Consider the following 17643-nt stretch of genomic DNA (forward strand, 5'->3'; position numbering starts at 1 on the left):
GCTGATCGCGCTGCCCCGGATCACCGCGAGCACCCGGTCGCCGTCGCGGCGGGCGTCGGCGAGGCGCTTGAGGACCAGCACACCGCCGCCCTCACCCCGGCCGTATCCGTCGGCGGCCTCGTCGAACGGCTTGCACCGGCCGTTCGCGGCGGTCGCGCCGGCCGCGTCCAGGGTGAGCGTCAGGCCCGGTGACACGATCAGGTTGACGCCGCCGAACAGGGCGACCGTGCAGTCGCCGTCGCGCAGGCTCTGGGTGGCGAGGTGGGTGGCCACCAGCGAGGCCGAGCATGCGGTGTCCACCGCGAGGCTGGGACCGTGCAGATCGAGCGCGTACGAGATGCGGTTCGCCGCCGCGCACATCGCGCTGCCGATGCCGGTCCACGCCTCGATCGTCGGCAGGTCTTCCAGCATCCGCCGCCCGTAGTCGTCGGAACCGATGCCGACGAACACCCCGGTGTCGCTGCCGGCCAGCTGCGCGGCGGGATACCGGCGTGCTCCAGTGCCTCCCGGGCCAGCTCGAGCAGCAGCCGCTGCTGCGGGTCCATCAGCTCCGCCTCGCGCGGGCTGAGCCCGAAGAACGCCGACTCGAAACCGTCGATGCCGGTGAGGAAGCCGCCGGGCACCGCCGCCCGGCGGAGCGCCGCCGTGTACTGCGGACCGAGGGCGCGTACGGCTGCCAGCGCTCGACGGGGGGTTCGGAGATGTCGTCGCGGCCGGCGACGAGCATGTCCCAGAAGGCTTCGGGGAATCGGCGTCACCGGCGAACCGGCAGCCGAGACCGACCACGGCAATCGGCTGCGGGGGTCGGAGATGTCGGTCATGCCAGTCTCGCCTTCTCTGCGTCAGATGTCGTCGAGCGCGGCAGGGTCCAGGGAGCAGGTGCGAGCATCTCGATCACCGCGCAGGAGATCGGCACCCCCGATCCGACGCCGAGCAGCAGTACGTGGTCGCCGGGCCGCACCTGACCGGAGGTGACCAGGTGGTCCAGCGAAACGATCTGGTCGCTCGCGCCGAGGTGTCCCACCTCGCGCCCGAACTCCCAGGTGGACCGGGACATGGCCAGGCCGAGCGGCACCATGCACCGCTGCTCGACGATCTCCCGGGAATAGTTCATGTAGGCCACGCGGGTGACGTCGCCGACGCCGAGGCCGGCCTGGTCGAGCGTTCGTTCGACGAGCGCGAGCGTCTGCTGGTGGATCCGGATCAACGCGATGGTGCCCTCTCCGCTGCCCTGCGAGGCCTTCTTGAACTCGGCGTTGCGGTCGGCGAAGTTCAGCGTGCTGCCGGTGGTCGGGCCGGGTGGGAAGAGCGGTTCGTCGCGGGTGCATCTGTTCCGCCTCGGCCACTGCGACCGAGCCGGTCGCGGCCACCCGGGCGAACGACGGCTCGGTGCTCAGCAGCACCGCGCTGCCCGCGTCGCCGGCTACGAACCCGGGCCCATCCGCCAGCGGTCGATCATCGGGGTGCCGAAGTTGTCCGCGGCGACCAGCAGCGCGTGCTCGGCCGCGGCACCGCGCAGGTACGCCGCGCCGAGCTGCAACGCGCCGAGCATCCCGTTACAGCCCTGGCGTACCTCGATCGCGACCGGGTCACCGCCGACCAGGTGCCGTTGCAGGTAGTACTGCGGCTGCCACCCGTCCGGGCCCTGGTGCCACGCGTCGACGTAGAGCAGCAGGCCGACGTCGTGCGGATCGTGGGCCGCCCGTTCGACGGCCTGCCGCGCCGCGCGCGGCGCCAGCTCGGGCGCGGGGACATCGCCGGCGACCGCCGCCTCGCCCAGCTCGTGCAACGCGGCCTCGGCCGCGGGATAGTCCCGCGGACCACCGCGGCCGGCACCGTGGTCAGCGCTGGCAGGTGCACCCCGATGCTCTTGATGAAGACGTCCGGAGGGGTCATCAGCTGTGCCTTTCCCGCCGGCGAGCAGTTGGTCGCGGGACGATCGGCAACGATCCGCTGACTTCTTAAGCCGGCCTTGCGGCGCTCTGCGTAGGGGTTGGGGCGCGGTCACGGGCGTTCCTACGATCGGCGTACCAACCGGAAGGGGCCGTCCGATGACCGCTTCGCCACCGACCGTCGGCGTGCTGAGCTGCGGCAGTTACGTGCCCGACCGGGAGGTCAGCAACGCCGAGATCGGGCCGGCCGCGGGCGTGACCGCGGAGTGGATCGAGACGAAGACCGGCATCCGGGCCCGCCGCTGGGCGCATCCCGGGCAGGCCGCGTCGGACCTGGCCTGGGCCGCCGCGAAGGAGACCCTCGACCGGGCCGGGGTGGATCCGGAGCAGTTGACGGTCATCGTGGTCGCAACGTCCACACCGGACTCCCCGCAGCCGCCGACCGCGTGCATCGTGCAGGATCGGCTCGGTGCCCGCAACGCCTACGCCTTCGACCTCAACGCGGTCTGCACCGGCTTTCTGTACGCCGTCGAGGTCGCCCGCCGGATCAGCGCCGGTGGCCTGGCCCTGGTGATTGCGGTCGACATCTATTCCCGCATCCTGGACCCGGCCGATCGGCGCACCGTGGCGCTGTTCGGCGACGGGGCCGGTGCGGTGCTGCTGGGCCCGGCGCCGCCCGGGCGCGGCATCGAGGCGATCCGGCTGGCCAGCTTCGGCGAGCACCACGATCTGATCGGGGTGCCGGGCGGTGGCAGCCGGATGCCGCTGGACGAGCGGGCGCTGGCTGCCGGCGAGCAGTTCTTCAAGATGCGGGGCCGGGCGGTCCGCGAGTTCATCGAGCTGCAGCTGCCTCCGGCGATCAAGCGGTTCCTCACCGATCACGACGTGGACGACGGCGAGATCCGGCACTTCGTCCCGCACCAGGCGAACGGCCATCTGGTCGCCGGACTCAGCGACCGGCTCGCGCTGCCGTCCGCGCGCACCCACGCCACCGTGCAGACGCTCGGCAACACCGGATGCGCGTCGGTGCCGGTCACCCTCGCCGCCGGGCGCGACCAGCTGGCGCCGGGCGACCTGATTCTGCTGGCCGCGTTCGGCGGCGGCATGACCGTCGGCCTGGCCCTGCTGCGCTGGTGACCGGCGGTCAGCCGGAGTCGCCCGGCCGGACGATGCCGGCCTCGTAGGCGAACACCACGATCTGCACCCGGTCGCGCAGGTGCAGCTTGGTCAGGACCCGGCCGACGTGGGTCTTCACCGTCGCCTCGGACAGCGACAGCGACGCCGCGATCTCCGCGTTGGACCGGCCGCGAGCCACCTCGGCCAGCACCTCGCGCTCGCGTTCGGTGAGCCGATCCAGCCGCTCGTCGGTGGCCGACCGGCCGGTGGTGACGTCCGGCAGGTGGCGGGCGAACGCGGTGATCAGCCGGCGGGTGACGCTGGGCGCGACCACTGCGTCGCCCACGGCCACCGCCCGGATGCCGGTGAGCAGGTCGGCCGGCGGCACGTCCTTGAGCAGGAAGCCGCTGGCCCCGGCCCGCAGCGCCTCGAATACGTACTCGTCCAGCCCGAAGGTGGTCAGCACCAGCACCCGCGCGGGCGAGCCGGAGCTGACGATCAGCCTGGTCGCCTCGATCCCGTCCATCACCGGCATCCGGACGTCCATCAGCACCACGTCCGGCTGCAGCGTACGGGTCATCGAGACACCCTGCCCGCCGTCCGAGGCCTCGCCCACCACCTCGAGGTCGGCCTGCGCCTCCAGCACCATCCGGAAGCCGAGCCGCAGCAGCGGCTGGTCGTCCACCAGCAGGATCCTGGTACTCACATCGCGCTCCCGCCCTCGAAGCGTAGCCTCGCCGACACCCGCCAACCACGGCCGCCGGCGGCGGGACCGGCCTCGACCCCACCACCGTACGCGGCCGCCCGCTCGGTCATCCCGGCCAGCCCGCGCCCGTCGGACCTGGCCACCGGCCGCGCCGCCCCATCATCAACGATCTCCAGGTCCACGCCGTTCGCGCGGAAGTCCAGCCGGACCGTCGTGGTGGCGTCCGGCCCGGCGTGCTTGAGCGTGTTGGTCAGTGCCTCCTGCACGATCCGGTAGACGGTGAGCCCGGCGCCCGGCCCCCATGCCCCCGGCACCCCGGTCCTGGTCAGTGCGACCGGCAAGCCGGTGGCGCGGACCTGCTCGACCAGCGTGTCCAGATCGTCCAGGCCGGGCTGCGGGCTGCGGCCGGCGCTCTCGTCGGTGTCGTCGGTGTCGTGCAGCACCCCCAGCAGGCGGCGGACCTCGCCGAGCGCCTGCCGGCCGGTCTCGGACACCTGCGTCATCACCCCGGCCGCCCGCTCCGGGTCGGCACCCACAGTGATCGCCGCGGCGTCCGCGAGCGCGACCATCACCACCAGGTTGTGCGCCACTACATCGTGCATGTCCCGGGCGATCCGGGCCCGTTCGGCGGCGGCCGCCAGCCGCGTCTGCTGGTCGCGTTCGAACTCCAGCCGGCGTGCCCGCTCCTCCAGTTGATCGAGGTATGCGCGGCGGGTGCTCGCGGTGATCCCGAGCAGGACGGCGGCGGCCAGCACCGAGGTGATGAAGCCCAGGGAGGTCCACTTCGGGCCGTCGATCAGCAGGGCCACGGCGGCCGGCACCTCAATCGCCGCGACCGCCGGCCACAGGTGCCGGCGGGAGCAGTGCCGCGCCACCGTGTAGATGGCGACCACCAGCGCCGCCTCCGGGAAGATCCCGGTGGCGAGGATCCCGCCGACCGACGCGGACAGCACGACGACGACGTAGACGGCCCAGAACACCAGCACCGGGGCCCGCCGCCGCCACACCAACGGTGCGTGCACGGCCACGTACACCACCCAGGCGAGAACCCCCGCGCCGGCCGACATCGACCCGGCGCCCTCCACCAGCATGAGGAGGACGACCAAGCCGGTGTCGACCCACCGGGGGTGCCGACGGAACGCGGTCCGCAGAGTACGCATCACCGGCAGAGTACGACGGCGCTACGCGTCCCGGACCTTCAGGAGCGTCGCGCCGCCGAGCAGGAACAGGGCGGCCCAGCCGACCAGCACTCCGGCGGAGGCCGCGGCGGAGAGCATCACGAAGGATTCGGTCCCGCCGCCCAGCGTGTACATCGCCTGTCCGGTGACGGTCGGGGTGAGCTTGGCGACGTCGTCGGCGATCCGCTCCGGCAACGCCGGCGCAATCAGCACCGGCAGCACGAAGAGAATCGCGACCAGGGTCGTGATCGCGCCGGCGCTGTGCCGCAACACGGTGCCGATGCCGAGCCCGAGCAGGCCCATCAGGATCGGCGCGGCGGCTGCGCCGAGGACGGCGCGAAAGACGCCCGCGTCGCCGAGCGACGCGCCGTAGCTGCCGAGGACCGCCTGGCTCAGGAAGAACGAGCCGAACGCGATCACCAGCATCACCGGGAGCGTGATCGCGATCTGGACCAGGGCCTTGGCGGCGAGCACCGGCAGCCGGCGGGGAACCGCGGTCAGCGTGGCCCGGATCAGGCCGGTGCTGTACTCACCGGTGATCTGCAGCACGCCGAAGACGCCGAGGATGAGGATGACGAAGTCGATCGGCAGGAACGCCGAGGCGATCGCGTCCGGAATCGACGCCACCATGTCGCCCCGGCGCAGCGCGCCCTTGTAGCCGTTGGCGATGACGCCGCTGAGGCCGACGGCGAGCAGGATCGTGACGCCCATGACGATCCAGGTGGAGCGCAGGGAGAGCTGCTTGGTCAGCTCCGAGCGCACCAGCCGGGGGAACGTGAGCTTCGTGGTCGTGGTCATCGGTACTCCACCGCCTCGCGGGTCAGTTCCATGTATGCCTGCTCCAGCGAGGCCCGGCGCGGCGTCAGCTCGTACAGGACGATCTCCCGGCCGAGCGCCAGCTCACCGATCTCCTCTACCGGCAGGTCCGTCACCTGCAGGGTGGACGGTTCCACGCTGGTCACCGTGGCGCCGTGCGCGGTCAGCACGTCCCGCAGCTCGGCCGCCCGCGGGCTGCGGACCGTCACCGTGCCGACCCCAACCCGGGCGATCAGGTCGTCGATGGAGGTGTCCGCCAGCAGCTTGCCCCGGCCGATGATGATCAGGTTCTCCGCGGTCACGGCCATCTCGCTCATCAGGTGGCTGGAGACCAGCACGGTCCGGCCCTCCGCCGCCAGCCCGTGCAGCAGATTGCGCACCCAGAGCACGCCGTCCGGGTCCAGCCCGTTGACCGGCTCGTCGAGGATGATCACGGCCGGGTCGCCGAGCAGCGCGGCCGCGATGCCGAGCCGCTGGCCCATGCCGAGCGAGAAGCCACCCGCCCGCCGGTCTGCCACCGACTCCAGGCCGGCCAGGCCGAGCACCTCGTCGACCCGGGCGCGGCTGATGCCGTGGGTCTGCGCCAGCGAAGTCAGGTGGCTGCGCGCCGTGCGGCCCTTGTGGATGGACTTGGCCTCGAGCAGTGCACCAACCGCGGTGAGAGGTGCGGCGTGCTCGCGGTACGGCCGGCCGGTGACGAGCGCCTGCCCGGCCGCCGGACGGTCCAGACCGAGGATCATGCGCATCGTGGTCGACTTGCCGGCGCCGTTGGGACCGAGGAAGCCGGTGACCTGGCCCGGCTTGACGGTGAAGGTCAACTCATCGACGGCGACCTTGTCGCCGTAGCGCTTCGTCAGCGCTTGCACCTCAATCATGCCTATGACGTTAGGCACCGGCGGCGGGCCGGCCGACCGTCGCGAGGATCGTCCTGCCGGCCCGCTTCCTCCACCGGTGGTCGCATGTCGTGCTACCTCCGGCGGACCCGCGGAAGGCCAGCGGCGGCGGGTGGCCACGGGCTGGGCGCAGCGGTCGAGGCGCTCGTGCACGACACCGTGTTTCCGGCTGACCTGGACCTCATGCTGAACCGGCGGCTCGGCGCCCCGGTCGAGGCCGCAGCGTACTTCGCCGTCGCCGAGGCGCCTGCCAACGCCGGCCGGCACAGTGGCGCCACTCGCGTGCACGTGACCATCGCCGACGACGGCACGGCCCTGCACATCACCGTCCGGGACGACGGACACGGCGGCGCCGACCCGGCCCGCGGCACCGGCCTGCTCGGCATCCAGCGACGGTTGGCCGCGTTCGACGGCGAGCTGCGAGTGAGCAGCCCGGCAGGCGGTCCGACGGTGCTCGACATGGAGTTGCCGTGCGCGTCCTGATCGCCGAAGACCAGGCGCTGCTCCGCGACGGTCTCACCCGCATGCTGACCGCGTACGGCTTCGACGTCGTGGCGACGGTGGCCGATGGCACCGGCCTCGCCGAGCGGCTGGTCGAGGTTCGTCCCGACATCGCCGTGGTCGACGTCCGGCTGCCCCCCACGTTCACCGACGAGGGGCTGCGCGCCGCCATAGCCGCCCGACAGCGGGTGCACGGCCTTCCGGTGCTCGTACTCTCCCAGTACGTCGAGCGGCTCTACGCCCGAGAACTGCTCGCCGACCGTGCCGGTGCGGTCGGCTACCTGCTCAAAGACCGGGTCGGTGATGTTCGCCAGTTCGTAGCCGCGCTGCGCCAGGTCGCGGCCGGCGGCACCGTCATCGACCCCGACGTAGTCACGCGGCTCCTGCATAGCCGCGACGCTTTGACCGAGCTCACCCCACGGGAGCAGGACGTACTGCGACTCATGGCGGAGGGCCACTCCAATGCCGCTGTCGCCGAAAAGCTCGTCATCACCGAGAAGTCGGTCAGCAACCTGATCAACGCGCTGTTCGCCAAGCTCGGCCTGCCCCCATCGACGAGCCACCACCGGCGGGTACTCGCGGTGCTGGCCTACCTCGACGACCGGGACCGATGACGAGCGCCTGCCGTTCCGCTCCGCAACCGGGTCTGGGTGGTACGACGCCGGGTGCGCGGGGGTTCCAGTCCTCACCGTCGTCGTAAAGGCCGCCCTCGCCGACCTCTCCGAGCAGCCTTCGTCGTGATCGGTTCCGGACCGCACAACACGGTCGACGTCGAGTTAGCCTTGGGTCGAGGTGATCGTGAGGCGTTGGTCGACCTGGGCCGCACTCGTAGGAACCTTGTCCAGGCCTTCGCGTCGACCAGTCCGTCATGTGGGCGAAGACATGCCGGGACGCCCAGAACTCGAAACGAATGAATGAGTGTCCCGACGGACTTGAACCCCCACGACGCATTGTTGCAGCGTGGGGGCTAGACAAAGGGATCAAGGAAAGCAGAAAATGCCCGGCCAAAACCGGACATTTTATGTCAAGCTGGTGTCCGAGGGGGGATTCGAACTCTTGTACGTATCACCTGTGCGCCATTCAGGGTGCGCATGCCCATAGGTTACGGTACGGCTAAGATTAGTTCAATCCCCAAATCCACATCACTGTGCGTGAGCATGAATGGTAGCTCGGACACATTGGGCCACATGCCTTGCGCAGCGGCTCGCCCCGTCATCGACTGGCCAAGATGAATGTGCAGCTATCCCCTATGACCGCTCAATCAGGCGTCGGCGAGCCGCCGCTAAGAATTTCTGCCTTTGGCGCGCTTCAGCCGGTCGACATGCCGGCAGCCGTAGCGGTCGGATTCTTCGGCGCTCAGTGCACGAGATTCACCGCCCTCGTTCGATGTCTGCGCTGGTCAGCCGGCCGACGACGGCTGGGGCCCGCTGGCGCACGGGATCTCTTGAGGCATGTCGAGTACGTCAAGCGGCCAGCCGCAGCCTCGGTGTCATGTTGCGGTGGCCGCCAAGTCGTTAAGGGCTGCGTTGATCACGGGCCAACACATGCTGAGAGTATCGCGGTCTGGAGCATGGCCGATCTTCACCTGGGCGTTGGGATGCACGAGGTTGCGGTATTCGCGGAGTTTTCCAGCGAAACCGCGGACGTCGGCTTGTATCCACTTTTCATGGTGGGCGGTCTCGATCAGCTCGTGCAGGGTCCACTTGTCGAGAGGCTTTTGTGCGTTGGGCGTGCGGGCCTTGACGGCGTCGAGGAGAACGCCTTCCAGAAGGCTGCCGAGCATGATGATCGCGCTGGCGTAGGCACCGTTGCGGTCGCAGATACGTGCCTCGTTGAGCCGACTTTCAAGGACGATCGCGAGGTCGGCGTCGCGGACGATGTCTGCCATGGCCACGTGGAGCATGACGTCTGGTGACTGTTGCTCTTGGTCCTCTGGCTGCTTGTAGGGCCGAATGACGGGTCGCCCCTGGCTGTGTGCGATCTCGAAGCCTTCGATGGCGAGGATGCTGTTGAGTAGCTCGGTGACCTCGGCGGCGGCCAAGGGCTCGTTGCGATGAACGTACTCACGTCGGTCGGCAAGGCGGCAGACGAGCGCGTCGATGGCCCCGGCTGCGTCTCGACGTTGACGGAGCTGGTTGGTGAGCCAGCTTCGGCGCTGTTCGCCGTTGTAGGGCGCGACGTTCTCCCAGCCGGCTTGTTGGAGAAGCTTGGGCAGCTCGGCCCCACGTCGATACACGGGGTAGTCGTCGCCGCCACAAGCGATTCGGGCGATCTCATCGAGGGTGTTGTCGTCGATGCTCTCGAGCACGCGGGTCTCCTAGAGGTCGTCTTCGTCATCGGACAGCGTTGTGGGTCTCCAACGTGGCTGCTGGCGTGGTGCTGCGGGCAGCGAACGGGGTTCGATGCCTCGTTGCTGTAGCTGCTGCCAGAGTGGTTCGAGGGCGGCAGCGGGGTCGTGCAGGTATTCGCTGTCCCGGATGCGAATGAACTGCCAACCGGCTCGGCGTAGCTCTCGCTCGCGGTGTAGTTCCTGCTGGACCTGCTCGGGTTGTCGGTACCGCGACGGTGTGTCGCACTCGACGGCCAGCCGGCCGTTGTCGCCGACGACGACAAGGTCGATGGCTCGGTGGTCGACGGGGTAGTGCGGGACTACGGCGTAGCCGCGGCGCCGCAGCTCCAGGAAGACGCGTTGCTGCAGCAGGCAGGCGAAGGGTTCGGTGCGGGTGTCGGGGGTGACGTCATCGAGCTCGGGATCGACCGTGAAGGTCGCCGGAGGGTGGAGCATGTAGGTCAGCAGGGAGTGGCGAAGGTCGGTGGGATTCAGGCTGTTAGGGGGCACCGAGGTGAACAGCCAGAGTTGGTCACGGGCGCGACTGGCGGCGACGTTGTACCGACGCTGCTCGGTGCGGCCGGTGAGAGCCGTTCTGGCCTTCGTCACGACCATGGACAGCAGGACGATGTCGCGTTCGTCGCCTTGGAAGTCGGGTGGTTGTCCAACTCGAATTTGTCGGTGGCGTATGTCGGCCGGGTCGATGCGCTCGTAGAGCAGCTTCTCAAGGATCTGAGTCTGTTTGCCGCTCTGCAGCGCGATGATGCCGATGGTCTTGTTGCGGCACATCGGGTCGTCGATGATCTTTTGAACGTGATCGATGATGGCGCTGGCTTCGACCTGGTTGCGCAGGGTTGCCCGTTGTCCCTCTTCCATGGCGTCGTTGACCTGCACGACTCTGAGGGGGTCGAGGCGGTCGGCCCCGAACTGGCGGAGTGGGATAAGTCTGCCGTCGTAGAACTGCGCAGAGGACCATCCGATGATTTCGGGCATGCATCGGAAGTGTTCGGAGAGTCGAACGACATCGGAGAAGCGGGTGGCTAGGAGTTCGTAGAGATTTGAGGTGGGGAGGAAGCCGTTGCGGAGGTTCAGTTCCATGTCGGCTAGGTGCCGGTCGAGGCTCTCTTGGACGGCCTCGGAGTCGTTGTTTCGGTAGTTGGCACCGGGTGCGCACTGCTTCTCGTCGCCGACGACGATGACTCGTGGTGCCAGCCACAGAAGGAAGAGGTTATCGACGCTGGCTTGGCTGGCTTCATCGACGATGACGACGTCAAAGGCGTTGGGTCGTGGCGTGATGGTGTCGATCACGGCTGATAGGGGCATGACCCAGGCGGGGACGGCCTGCTGAGCGTTCTTCATCGCCTCGAACGCTGCGGTGAGGTACCGGTCCTTGTTCTTGCCCTGCCCTCGGCCGTAGGCGCCCATGTTGGTCTTGTAGGACTGGAGAGCTTGACGCTGTTCTTCCGTTATTTGTTCCAGGCAGTGTTGCAGAGCCTGTTTACCAGCTAGCTCTGCGGTCACGCGGTTGAGTTCTAGTTCAACATCGCCGATGCGCTGCTCGTGGATCTGCTCGGTATCTGTTGGCCGGATCATCTGGTGGTAGGCCGCTGCTGCGCTCCAGGCCCACGACGCTTCGAGGTCGTTGAGGCGGTGTCCCCAGGTTGGATCGTTGAGGTTCTCGCTGATCTGGGTGGCGAGTGCCGGGTGGGCGGCGGAGAGTCTCTGGAGCAGCTGTTCGCAGCGCTGTTGTGCGTCCTTGTCGCTCCTGGCCAGATCAAGCTGTCGGCGGGCGGCCGCGTAACGGTCGATGTCGCTGCTTCCGAGAGCAACGCTGAGCTCGGCGGCTTCGGGGGCGACGTCTGGGTTCCGGCGCCATGTCTGCATTCTGTTGGTGAGCTCAGTGATGGCTTCGGACGCCTGCCGTGCCCCGGTGATAGTCGTTCGGTTGTGGCCAATGCGGACGAGGAGGTCCCAATCTTGCGGGCTGCGGACTGCGAAGCGGATTCCGTGGCTGCGTAGAAGGCGCTCCACTGTGTCCCGCACGGCGGCGAGCGTGCGCAGGGCCGAGGCGTTGTGTGAGATGTCGTGGAGATGTGCGACTCGACGGCGTAGCGGCCCGTGGAACGTCGGAACGCCGACCTGGGCCCATGCTTCCAGAGCCGTGGTGACGGCTGTTTCGGCCTGAAGGAAGGTGGACAGTGCGGTCAGTTCTGAGGTGGTGGCGGGCGGGGCGCCGTCAACCGTGCAGCTTTGCAGTAGGTCCGTGGCGTCGAGCTGGGCGCGTGGGGGCAGGTAGCGGCGTAGGCGTCGGCCATTGGCCAGGTGCCTACGCAGACGCTTGGCCTGGCCCGAGAGGCGGCTGAGGTGGGCTGCGGTGAGGGGTGTAGCGCCCAGGTCGATGTCGCAGTCGTTGAGCGCCGTGAGGGCATGTACGTGGGGCTCCACCTCTCGCAGTTCGGCGAATAGGGCCTCCCAGTAGGCCGGGCTTTGCCGGGTTAGGAGCGCTTCGGCGGCTCTGCGTCGCCAGTCTGCGGGGTCCCAGTCAGTGATCGCGTCGGGTAGGCCGCAGGATGCCAGGGCATCGGTGGCAACCGCGACGTGGCGCTGAATTTCAGCAAGGGTGGCGTCATCGAGGGTGGTGAGTGACCAGGCGGTGGCGGTGTGGTCGGCGCCGAGGATCCGCTCAGCGTGAGCGATGGTGGCGATCGTGGCGGCGACGTCCGCGGCGTGTGGAACCTGATCGGGGTCGGGAATGAACTGCTGGGCTCGTGCGGCGCGTTCTGGTGTGGCGGAGGTGAGAAGCTGCCACAACTGTTGGGCCTGGTCGTTCGACAGGGGCGCATCCCCGCAGGCGCCGGTGGGTAGGGGTTCGATCCAGCCGTGCTGATCGCGGCCGGCGTTGATTTGTTCGACGATTTGCGCGAGCGTGCCGCCGTAGCCAGCGGCGATCGGCGGGTGAATCGTGTACTCCTGCTCGCGGATCACGCCCAAACCCCGGATCGTCTGCTTGAGCTGAGCGCTCAGGCTGGCGCGCTGTTGCCGAAGTTGGGTGATGTCGCTACGTAGCTCGTCGACGGTGATCGTGGAGGACAGCTCCGACAGCGCGGTGATGCTGCGGTCGAGTTCGTCTGTTCCTGTCCGTTGCATGCCCGTCATGAGTACACACAGTTGCCGCACCGACTCGGGTAACTTCTCGCGGAGCACGCGCAGCGCTTGGTCCTTCTGGCTCGTGATGAGCAGCCTCTGGCCGTCGGCGAGCAGCGCGCAGATGAGGTTGGCGATCGTGTGTGTCTTGCCCGTGCCTGGTGGGCCCTGCACGACGACGGTCGTGTCGTCGCTGAGCTTGGCCAGCACCCTGCGCTGCTCTCGGTTACTGGCGAGAGGAAACAGCGGGTCGTCACTGTTGACCGGGCGATCCCGTCCCGCGCCCTTGAGCCAATTGCAGCGTTCCGTTGCCTCGATCGGGGTCACGAGTTGCGCCAGCCCGAGGGGGGTAGGAGATTCCGCGTCCTCAAGGCTGTCAGCGATGGTGCGGTAGACCCGCTCCAGTCCCTTGCGGTCACGGCGGCGGAGGAACAGGGCTGGGGCGAGGGTCAGCCGTGTCGTGTCGGCCTCGTCGAGGAGCGGAGGTTCCCACCGGTCGTCAGCAAGGTGGAGAGCACGGTCCCAGCATCGGCGCCGCCAGAGTTGCAGTAGGCGTACCACCTCCGGCGAGAAGGGGTGTAGCTGCGCTCCCGTATCGAACCAAGGAGATTCGAAGGGTTTGGCGCGGTATCCGTCCTGTGACGTGAGAAAGTCTTGGTCCTCGATCTTCATCCGCCGGTCGAGGGACAAGGCGACCTGCAGGCTGTCGGTCGCGGGGTCCTCAACGATGGCAGCGTTCCAGACCAGCAGGTGCCGCCGAACAGCCCAGCGGCCAGCGGCGCTGGAGGTAAGGAGACCGACACCCAGCACAAGCTCCTCGGCATCGCCGCGTTGCTGTGCCAGGCGCTGAAGTCGCTCCAGGTAGGTGTAGGTCGCGCGCTGCTCCCCCACGCGACGCTCCTGCTCGGCCCACTTCGTCCACACGGCGAGCCAGTCCTCGTACTCCCGCCGAAGGGAGTCGGAAATTGCCGGACCTGTCGCTGCGCGCCCACTGTCGCTCGTCACGAGCTGGAGTGGCGGGCCTTCGGCATTGCCGTACTCCGTACCGTCTAGCAGGTCACGAAGCGCTGTTGGGGGTACAGGTGGTTCCGGTGGCGGAGGGTAGGCGACCTGCATGATGACCGGTCCGCGGGAACGCGCGTTGCCTTGCGGCAGCCTACGAAACCAGTAGGTGTTGGCCTCGTCGATCGCGTCGCGATTCGGCCGCTCGCTGCTCTTGACCTGCGCGAGCAGGTGCGCTACGAGGCCTTGAGTCAGACGTCTCACGGTAGGGCTCGTTGGGGACACGGGGTCCGGCATTATGCCTCCTCGGGGCTCGCCCAGCCCAACAGGATGCACGCAATCAACTACTGAAGGCAACCATCTGCCGGACGTGAGACATCTAGCGCCTCGACACAGTGCACAGGGTGCAAGTCGACGTCGACTGTGCCGCACTTTGACGCGACAGGCCGCCCGGGACCCGACGGGTAAGCTGCCCCTCATGTCGGGCCTCGATGTTGCGGCCACCTACGACCTGCCACAGCATGGCGAGTCTGCACCGTTGGCGGAACAGGGCGCCGTAAGTCAACCCCAGGCAGCTGCCGTCGTCGACAACCAGACGGCTGCCCATAGCCGGTCGAGGGATGCGGGCGCTGGTAACGAGGTCAGACCGGCGGACTGCCTGCGTGGGGCTCCGCCACGGTCCATCCCAAGACAGCGCAAGTAGAGCAGATTCGACGATGTGTTTGGCATCCAGCGATAGCCACCGGGGATCGAAAGCGCGTGACCCGGACAGAAGATTGAGGAGTTGGTTACGGCCCTGCTGCTACATACGCACCAGCACGGCAACCACGTCACCCCCCTCGGGCAGCGATCCGTAAGGCCGGCGTAGCGACGATGCGCACCGACGTCGCGATTACCCTGGCTAAGCCGCCGGCAAGATGGCGTGCCACTGCGCGCCGCTGCGAGGGACAGAAGTTCAAGATGGTTACCCTGCTGGACTCCGACCCGCCCGGCGAGCAGGCCGCGACGCAGGACGTCCGACGTCCTACTCAGCGAAAGCGAACTTCATGGCCAATGATCCTCTGAACCTCGACGAGTCCGCCGAGTGGGCAGGTCTCTGGTGGCTCCCCGCCGACCCCGACGAGCGAATCCCCGGCGTGCTGCGTTACGAGCCGGAGGACGGCATAGTGCTCTCGTTGATCGGCGCGTTCGAAGACCGCATCGTGTCGAACCCCTCTCCTGGCGTCGCTCTGGTTCACGAAGGGCACCAGACGTGGGACGTCATCCTCGGTGCGGCCGAGCAGCGCGAGATAAGCCTTCTCGTTTGCGTCCCGAAGAGCAGCAAGCGGACCTTCGGTGCGCGAGTACGGAGCCCAGACAAGCAGACGGTGTTGGTGACGACGGCGCTCATCGGGGCGCACGTCAGCGGGGAGGACGACGCAGCGTTCGCCGCGGCCGAGGTGTCTGTCGAGGACCTCGGGCTGTGGGCAGCTTCGTCGGCGTTCGAGGGCTTCGTGGGAGTTGCCGACGGCACTCCAGACGGAAGCGGAAGCATCTTCGTGAAGACGCCGGAATCCCAGTCGATCACGGTCGATGGAACTGAGTTCCGCCTCTCGCACCGGCACACGCTGCCGTTCTTCGATCAGCGGAGGGGCGGAACCGTCGGCCGCATGCGCGACAGTGCGTTCATGCGGATCGTTCCTACGGACCCGTTCTCCTTCAGGGGCGCACTGGGCGCGGCCAGCCTGGTTCAAGATCTGATCGCGCTCGCAACACACCGTGCCGCCGGCGTGATCTGGTTGCGACTGCAGCTGGCAAACGCGGACTCTGTAGCGCGTGATGACCGGCCGTCGCTGCGCCGAAGTGCTGATGTGCTCTACTCGCCCTCCGTGCTTGGTAAGCACGATGCCAAGGCTGTCGACCACCACCTCGTGTTCTTTACGTGCGCATCGTTCCCGTTCGAGGAGGTCGTTCCCCGCTGGTGCGAGGCGCACGGGCGGTTACAGCTGGCGATCAACATGATCCTGGGTCTTCGCTACGCACCACCGCGCTATGTAGAGATCAATCTGTTGACAGCGGTGGGCGCAGCTGAGGTGCTGCATCGATGTCTCGGCATCGACGAGCGCCCGATGCCCGCCGATGAGTTCAAGCCAATGCGCGAAGCGATGTTGGCGCACGTGCCCGAGGACCACCGAGAGAGATTCAAAGGAGTTATCCGCAACGACCCGACTCTGCGGGACCGGCTGTACGCGCTCGCTGCGCGTCCTGATGCTGAAGCGGTCGGGCTGCTCATGACGGACGTGGATCAATGGGCGAGGAGGACCACTCGGGCTCGGAACGACCTGGCGCACGAGGGCGGGACCCCGAAGCACTCAACCAAGGAGCTGATCGCCGTTGTGGAGGTGACCACAGCAGTCGTGATCCTCAACGTGCTGCACGAGCTCGGATTGCCCGCCGAGCGACAGCGCGAGATCGTGCGGGAGCATCCACAGCTGCGTGCGACGGCCAAGAGCGCCCGCGAATGGCTGGTCGCCACGGGAACCAACTCCTGAGCCTCGCCTTCCGCAGCGAGGGAAGTGCTGCATGGGAGGGTACCGTTCGACTGGCGGCCGGGTCGGATGCCATAGACCCAGCCGTCCTTGCTCGACACGTATGGTAAGGCCCGTTCCGTTCCTCATAGATCGGAGTTGTGCTGTTGCGAACCGTCTTCGTGTTGGGTGCTGGCTTGTCGCTCGCGATCTCCGACAAGATGCCACTGACTGACGCGTTGGGCAACCTTGTGCGCGGCCGCCTTCCCTCGGCGGCAGCCCGGTCCCCGCACGGCTTCAAAGGCGGCTATTTCGAGGCATGGTTGTCTCGACTCGCCGAACCTCAGCCAGATCTGCTCGATCATGAGAATTACAGCAACCACGGGCTGTTCCTGAACGTCACCGACAACATCTACACGATCGTTCAGGAGTGTCAGCTCAATGTGCTCGCTGGACAACCGGACTGGTGGCTGCAACGTCTGGTCGGGCTCATGCACACCGGTCTATCCGACGTGATCACGTTCAACTACGACATGCTGATCGAGCACACCATCGAGTACCTGTGTCCGGGGCAGTGGCCGGTCGGCGATATCGCGCGCGCGTTCCGGCTGGTGCGCGACGTGCCGCCGTTCTACCGCCAGCCGGGCTTCCTCGTAGCCAGCAGCGCGGGCACGTTTAGGCTGCTGAAGCTGCACGGCTCGCTCGATACATTTTGGGTGCCCGGTGACAGTTCCGGCGCCACGATCCAACGCTGGGAGTTGCAGGGCGGCTGGGGTGATCCGCAAGGCGTTGACGAGGACCGCCGCCGGCAAGCTCTGCCTGGCCGGAGTCCGTTCATCGTGCCGCCCGCCGCTGCGAAATCCGCCTTCTACAACAACCCGGTGACCCGCGAGCTCTGGCGCTCGGCATCTGAGGCGCTGCGTGCGGCCGACCGGGTCGCGCTGATCGGCTACTCGCTGCCGCCGACCGACCTGGTCACCTCCGGCATGTTCATCGACACACTCCGTGGCACCGACACGCAGGTCGACGTGGTCAATCCCTGTCCTGACGACATCGCGGACCGCCTGATCAACCTCGGTGTTCCTGACGGCAACGTCCGCCGGATCAAGGGCACCAACCCAGCGAGCGACTACACCGACCTGCTCGAGGACGAAGCCGCCCGCACCATCACCGCCAAACTCTCAGGAGCGGACCCCTCGCGGCTGCTGGTGGTCGCCACATCGGCCTACCGGGCTGCACGTGTCACCGGGATGCGCCGCAATGGCGACACTGTGGTCCTAACCATTGAACCGGTCACATCGCTGGAGGCCACCGCGCGCAAGCAGCATCACCTCACCCAGAAGGTCGTGGATACCGCAACGCTTCTCGGGTACCTGGATGACGACAGCCGCGTCACGGTCGACTACGCCGATGGCACACGAGCGGCAATCATCGCGGTCGGCGAATGGCACACCGGCACAGGTCTTGGCGACGGGCACTGGACCGTGCTGATACCGCCAGCGATGCCCACAGCAGAGCTCCGATAACGCTCCCCGTAAAGGTCGGTGAAGCCGTCCGAA

Annotated in this window: 13 protein-coding genes and 1 pseudogene; 5 read left to right on the forward strand and 9 right to left on the reverse strand. The window is 67.8% G+C overall.

The features are described 5' to 3' along the window. Nucleotides 1-111: 111 nt before the first annotated feature. From D7223_RS34200 to D7223_RS33290, 3 genes and pseudogenes are all read right to left on the reverse strand, one after another. Nucleotides 112-821, reverse strand: a pseudogene (locus tag D7223_RS34200) (beta-ketoacyl [acyl carrier protein] synthase domain-containing protein); the annotation flags it as partial. After that, entirely contained in the window at nucleotides 818-1207 is a 390-nt protein-coding gene (locus D7223_RS33285) for a 3-oxoacyl-[acyl-carrier-protein] synthase III C-terminal domain-containing protein (RefSeq protein ID WP_238161376.1), read from the reverse strand. The gene D7223_RS33285 and the pseudogene D7223_RS34200, both read right to left, overlap by 4 nt. A 216-nt stretch (nucleotides 1208-1423) precedes the next feature. Further along, complete coding sequence (locus tag D7223_RS33290) at nucleotides 1424-1789, reverse strand: beta-ketoacyl-[acyl-carrier-protein] synthase family protein (protein ID WP_238161378.1); 366 nt, start codon at nucleotides 1787-1789, stop codon at nucleotides 1424-1426. Between the two features lie 262 nt (nucleotides 1790-2051). Here D7223_RS33290 and D7223_RS00100 point away from each other — a divergent pair, with 262 nt between their 5' ends. Beyond that, nucleotides 2052-3029: a 3-oxoacyl-ACP synthase III family protein gene (locus D7223_RS00100; protein WP_120723491.1), complete on the forward strand. Its 978-nt coding sequence runs from the start codon at nucleotides 2052-2054 to the stop codon at nucleotides 3027-3029. Nucleotides 3030-3036: 7 nt separating this feature from the next. Here D7223_RS00100 and D7223_RS00105 read toward each other — a convergent pair whose 3' ends face one another. Genes D7223_RS00105 through D7223_RS00120 form a run of 4 tightly spaced genes read right to left on the reverse strand, consistent with a single transcriptional unit; the run spans nucleotide 3037 to nucleotide 6583 of the window. Continuing rightward, a complete protein-coding gene (locus D7223_RS00105) occupies nucleotides 3037-3714 on the reverse strand; it encodes a response regulator (RefSeq protein ID WP_120723493.1) in 678 nt (225 codons plus the stop codon). After that, nucleotides 3711-4874, reverse strand: a complete 1164-nt coding sequence (locus D7223_RS00110) for a sensor histidine kinase (RefSeq protein ID WP_120723495.1) — start codon at nucleotides 4872-4874, stop codon at nucleotides 3711-3713. Before D7223_RS00110 ends, D7223_RS00105 begins: the two co-directional genes overlap by 4 nt. 21 nt (nucleotides 4875-4895) lie before the next feature. After that, nucleotides 4896-5690 (reverse strand): ABC-2 transporter permease, encoded by a 795-nt coding sequence (locus tag D7223_RS00115; protein ID WP_120723497.1) that lies wholly within the window; start codon nucleotides 5688-5690, stop codon nucleotides 4896-4898. Then, on the reverse strand, nucleotides 5687-6583 hold the full coding sequence (locus D7223_RS00120; protein ID WP_120723499.1) for an ABC transporter ATP-binding protein: 897 nt from the start codon (nucleotides 6581-6583) through the stop codon (nucleotides 5687-5689). The genes D7223_RS00115 and D7223_RS00120 overlap by 4 nt, the downstream gene beginning before the upstream one ends. 165 nt (nucleotides 6584-6748) lie before the next feature. On the opposite strand from D7223_RS00120, the gene D7223_RS00125 reads away from it, so the two are divergent. Continuing rightward, complete coding sequence (locus tag D7223_RS00125; protein ID WP_120723501.1) at nucleotides 6749-7084, forward strand: sensor histidine kinase; 336 nt, start codon at nucleotides 6749-6751, stop codon at nucleotides 7082-7084. Continuing rightward, on the forward strand, nucleotides 7072-7716 hold the full coding sequence (locus tag D7223_RS00130; protein ID WP_120723503.1) for a response regulator: 645 nt from the start codon (nucleotides 7072-7074) through the stop codon (nucleotides 7714-7716). The genes D7223_RS00125 and D7223_RS00130 overlap by 13 nt, the downstream gene beginning before the upstream one ends. 875 nt (nucleotides 7717-8591) lie before the next feature. Here the strand turns inward: D7223_RS00130 and D7223_RS00135 are convergent. Continuing rightward, a complete protein-coding gene (locus tag D7223_RS00135) occupies nucleotides 8592-9410 on the reverse strand; it encodes a hypothetical protein (protein ID WP_120723505.1) in 819 nt (272 codons plus the stop codon). Nucleotides 9411-9419: 9 nt separating this feature from the next. Then, nucleotides 9420-13841, reverse strand: coding sequence for an AAA domain-containing protein (locus tag D7223_RS00140; protein ID WP_158610798.1), 4422 nt, complete (start codon nucleotides 13839-13841; stop codon nucleotides 9420-9422). 782 nt (nucleotides 13842-14623) lie between these two features. Between D7223_RS00140 and D7223_RS00145 the strand changes: the two genes are divergently transcribed. Then, nucleotides 14624-16108, forward strand: coding sequence for an ApeA N-terminal domain 1-containing protein (locus tag D7223_RS00145; protein WP_120723510.1), 1485 nt, complete (start codon nucleotides 14624-14626; stop codon nucleotides 16106-16108). A 137-nt stretch (nucleotides 16109-16245) separates the two neighbouring features. Continuing rightward, on the forward strand, nucleotides 16246-17610 hold the full coding sequence (locus D7223_RS00150; protein WP_120723512.1) for a hypothetical protein: 1365 nt from the start codon (nucleotides 16246-16248) through the stop codon (nucleotides 17608-17610). Nucleotides 17611-17643: the final 33 nt, after the last annotated feature.

Source organism: Micromonospora endolithica (genome assembly GCF_003626595.1).
In the GTDB taxonomy this organism is placed as follows: Bacteria; Actinomycetota; Actinomycetes; order Mycobacteriales; family Micromonosporaceae; genus Micromonospora; species Micromonospora endolithica.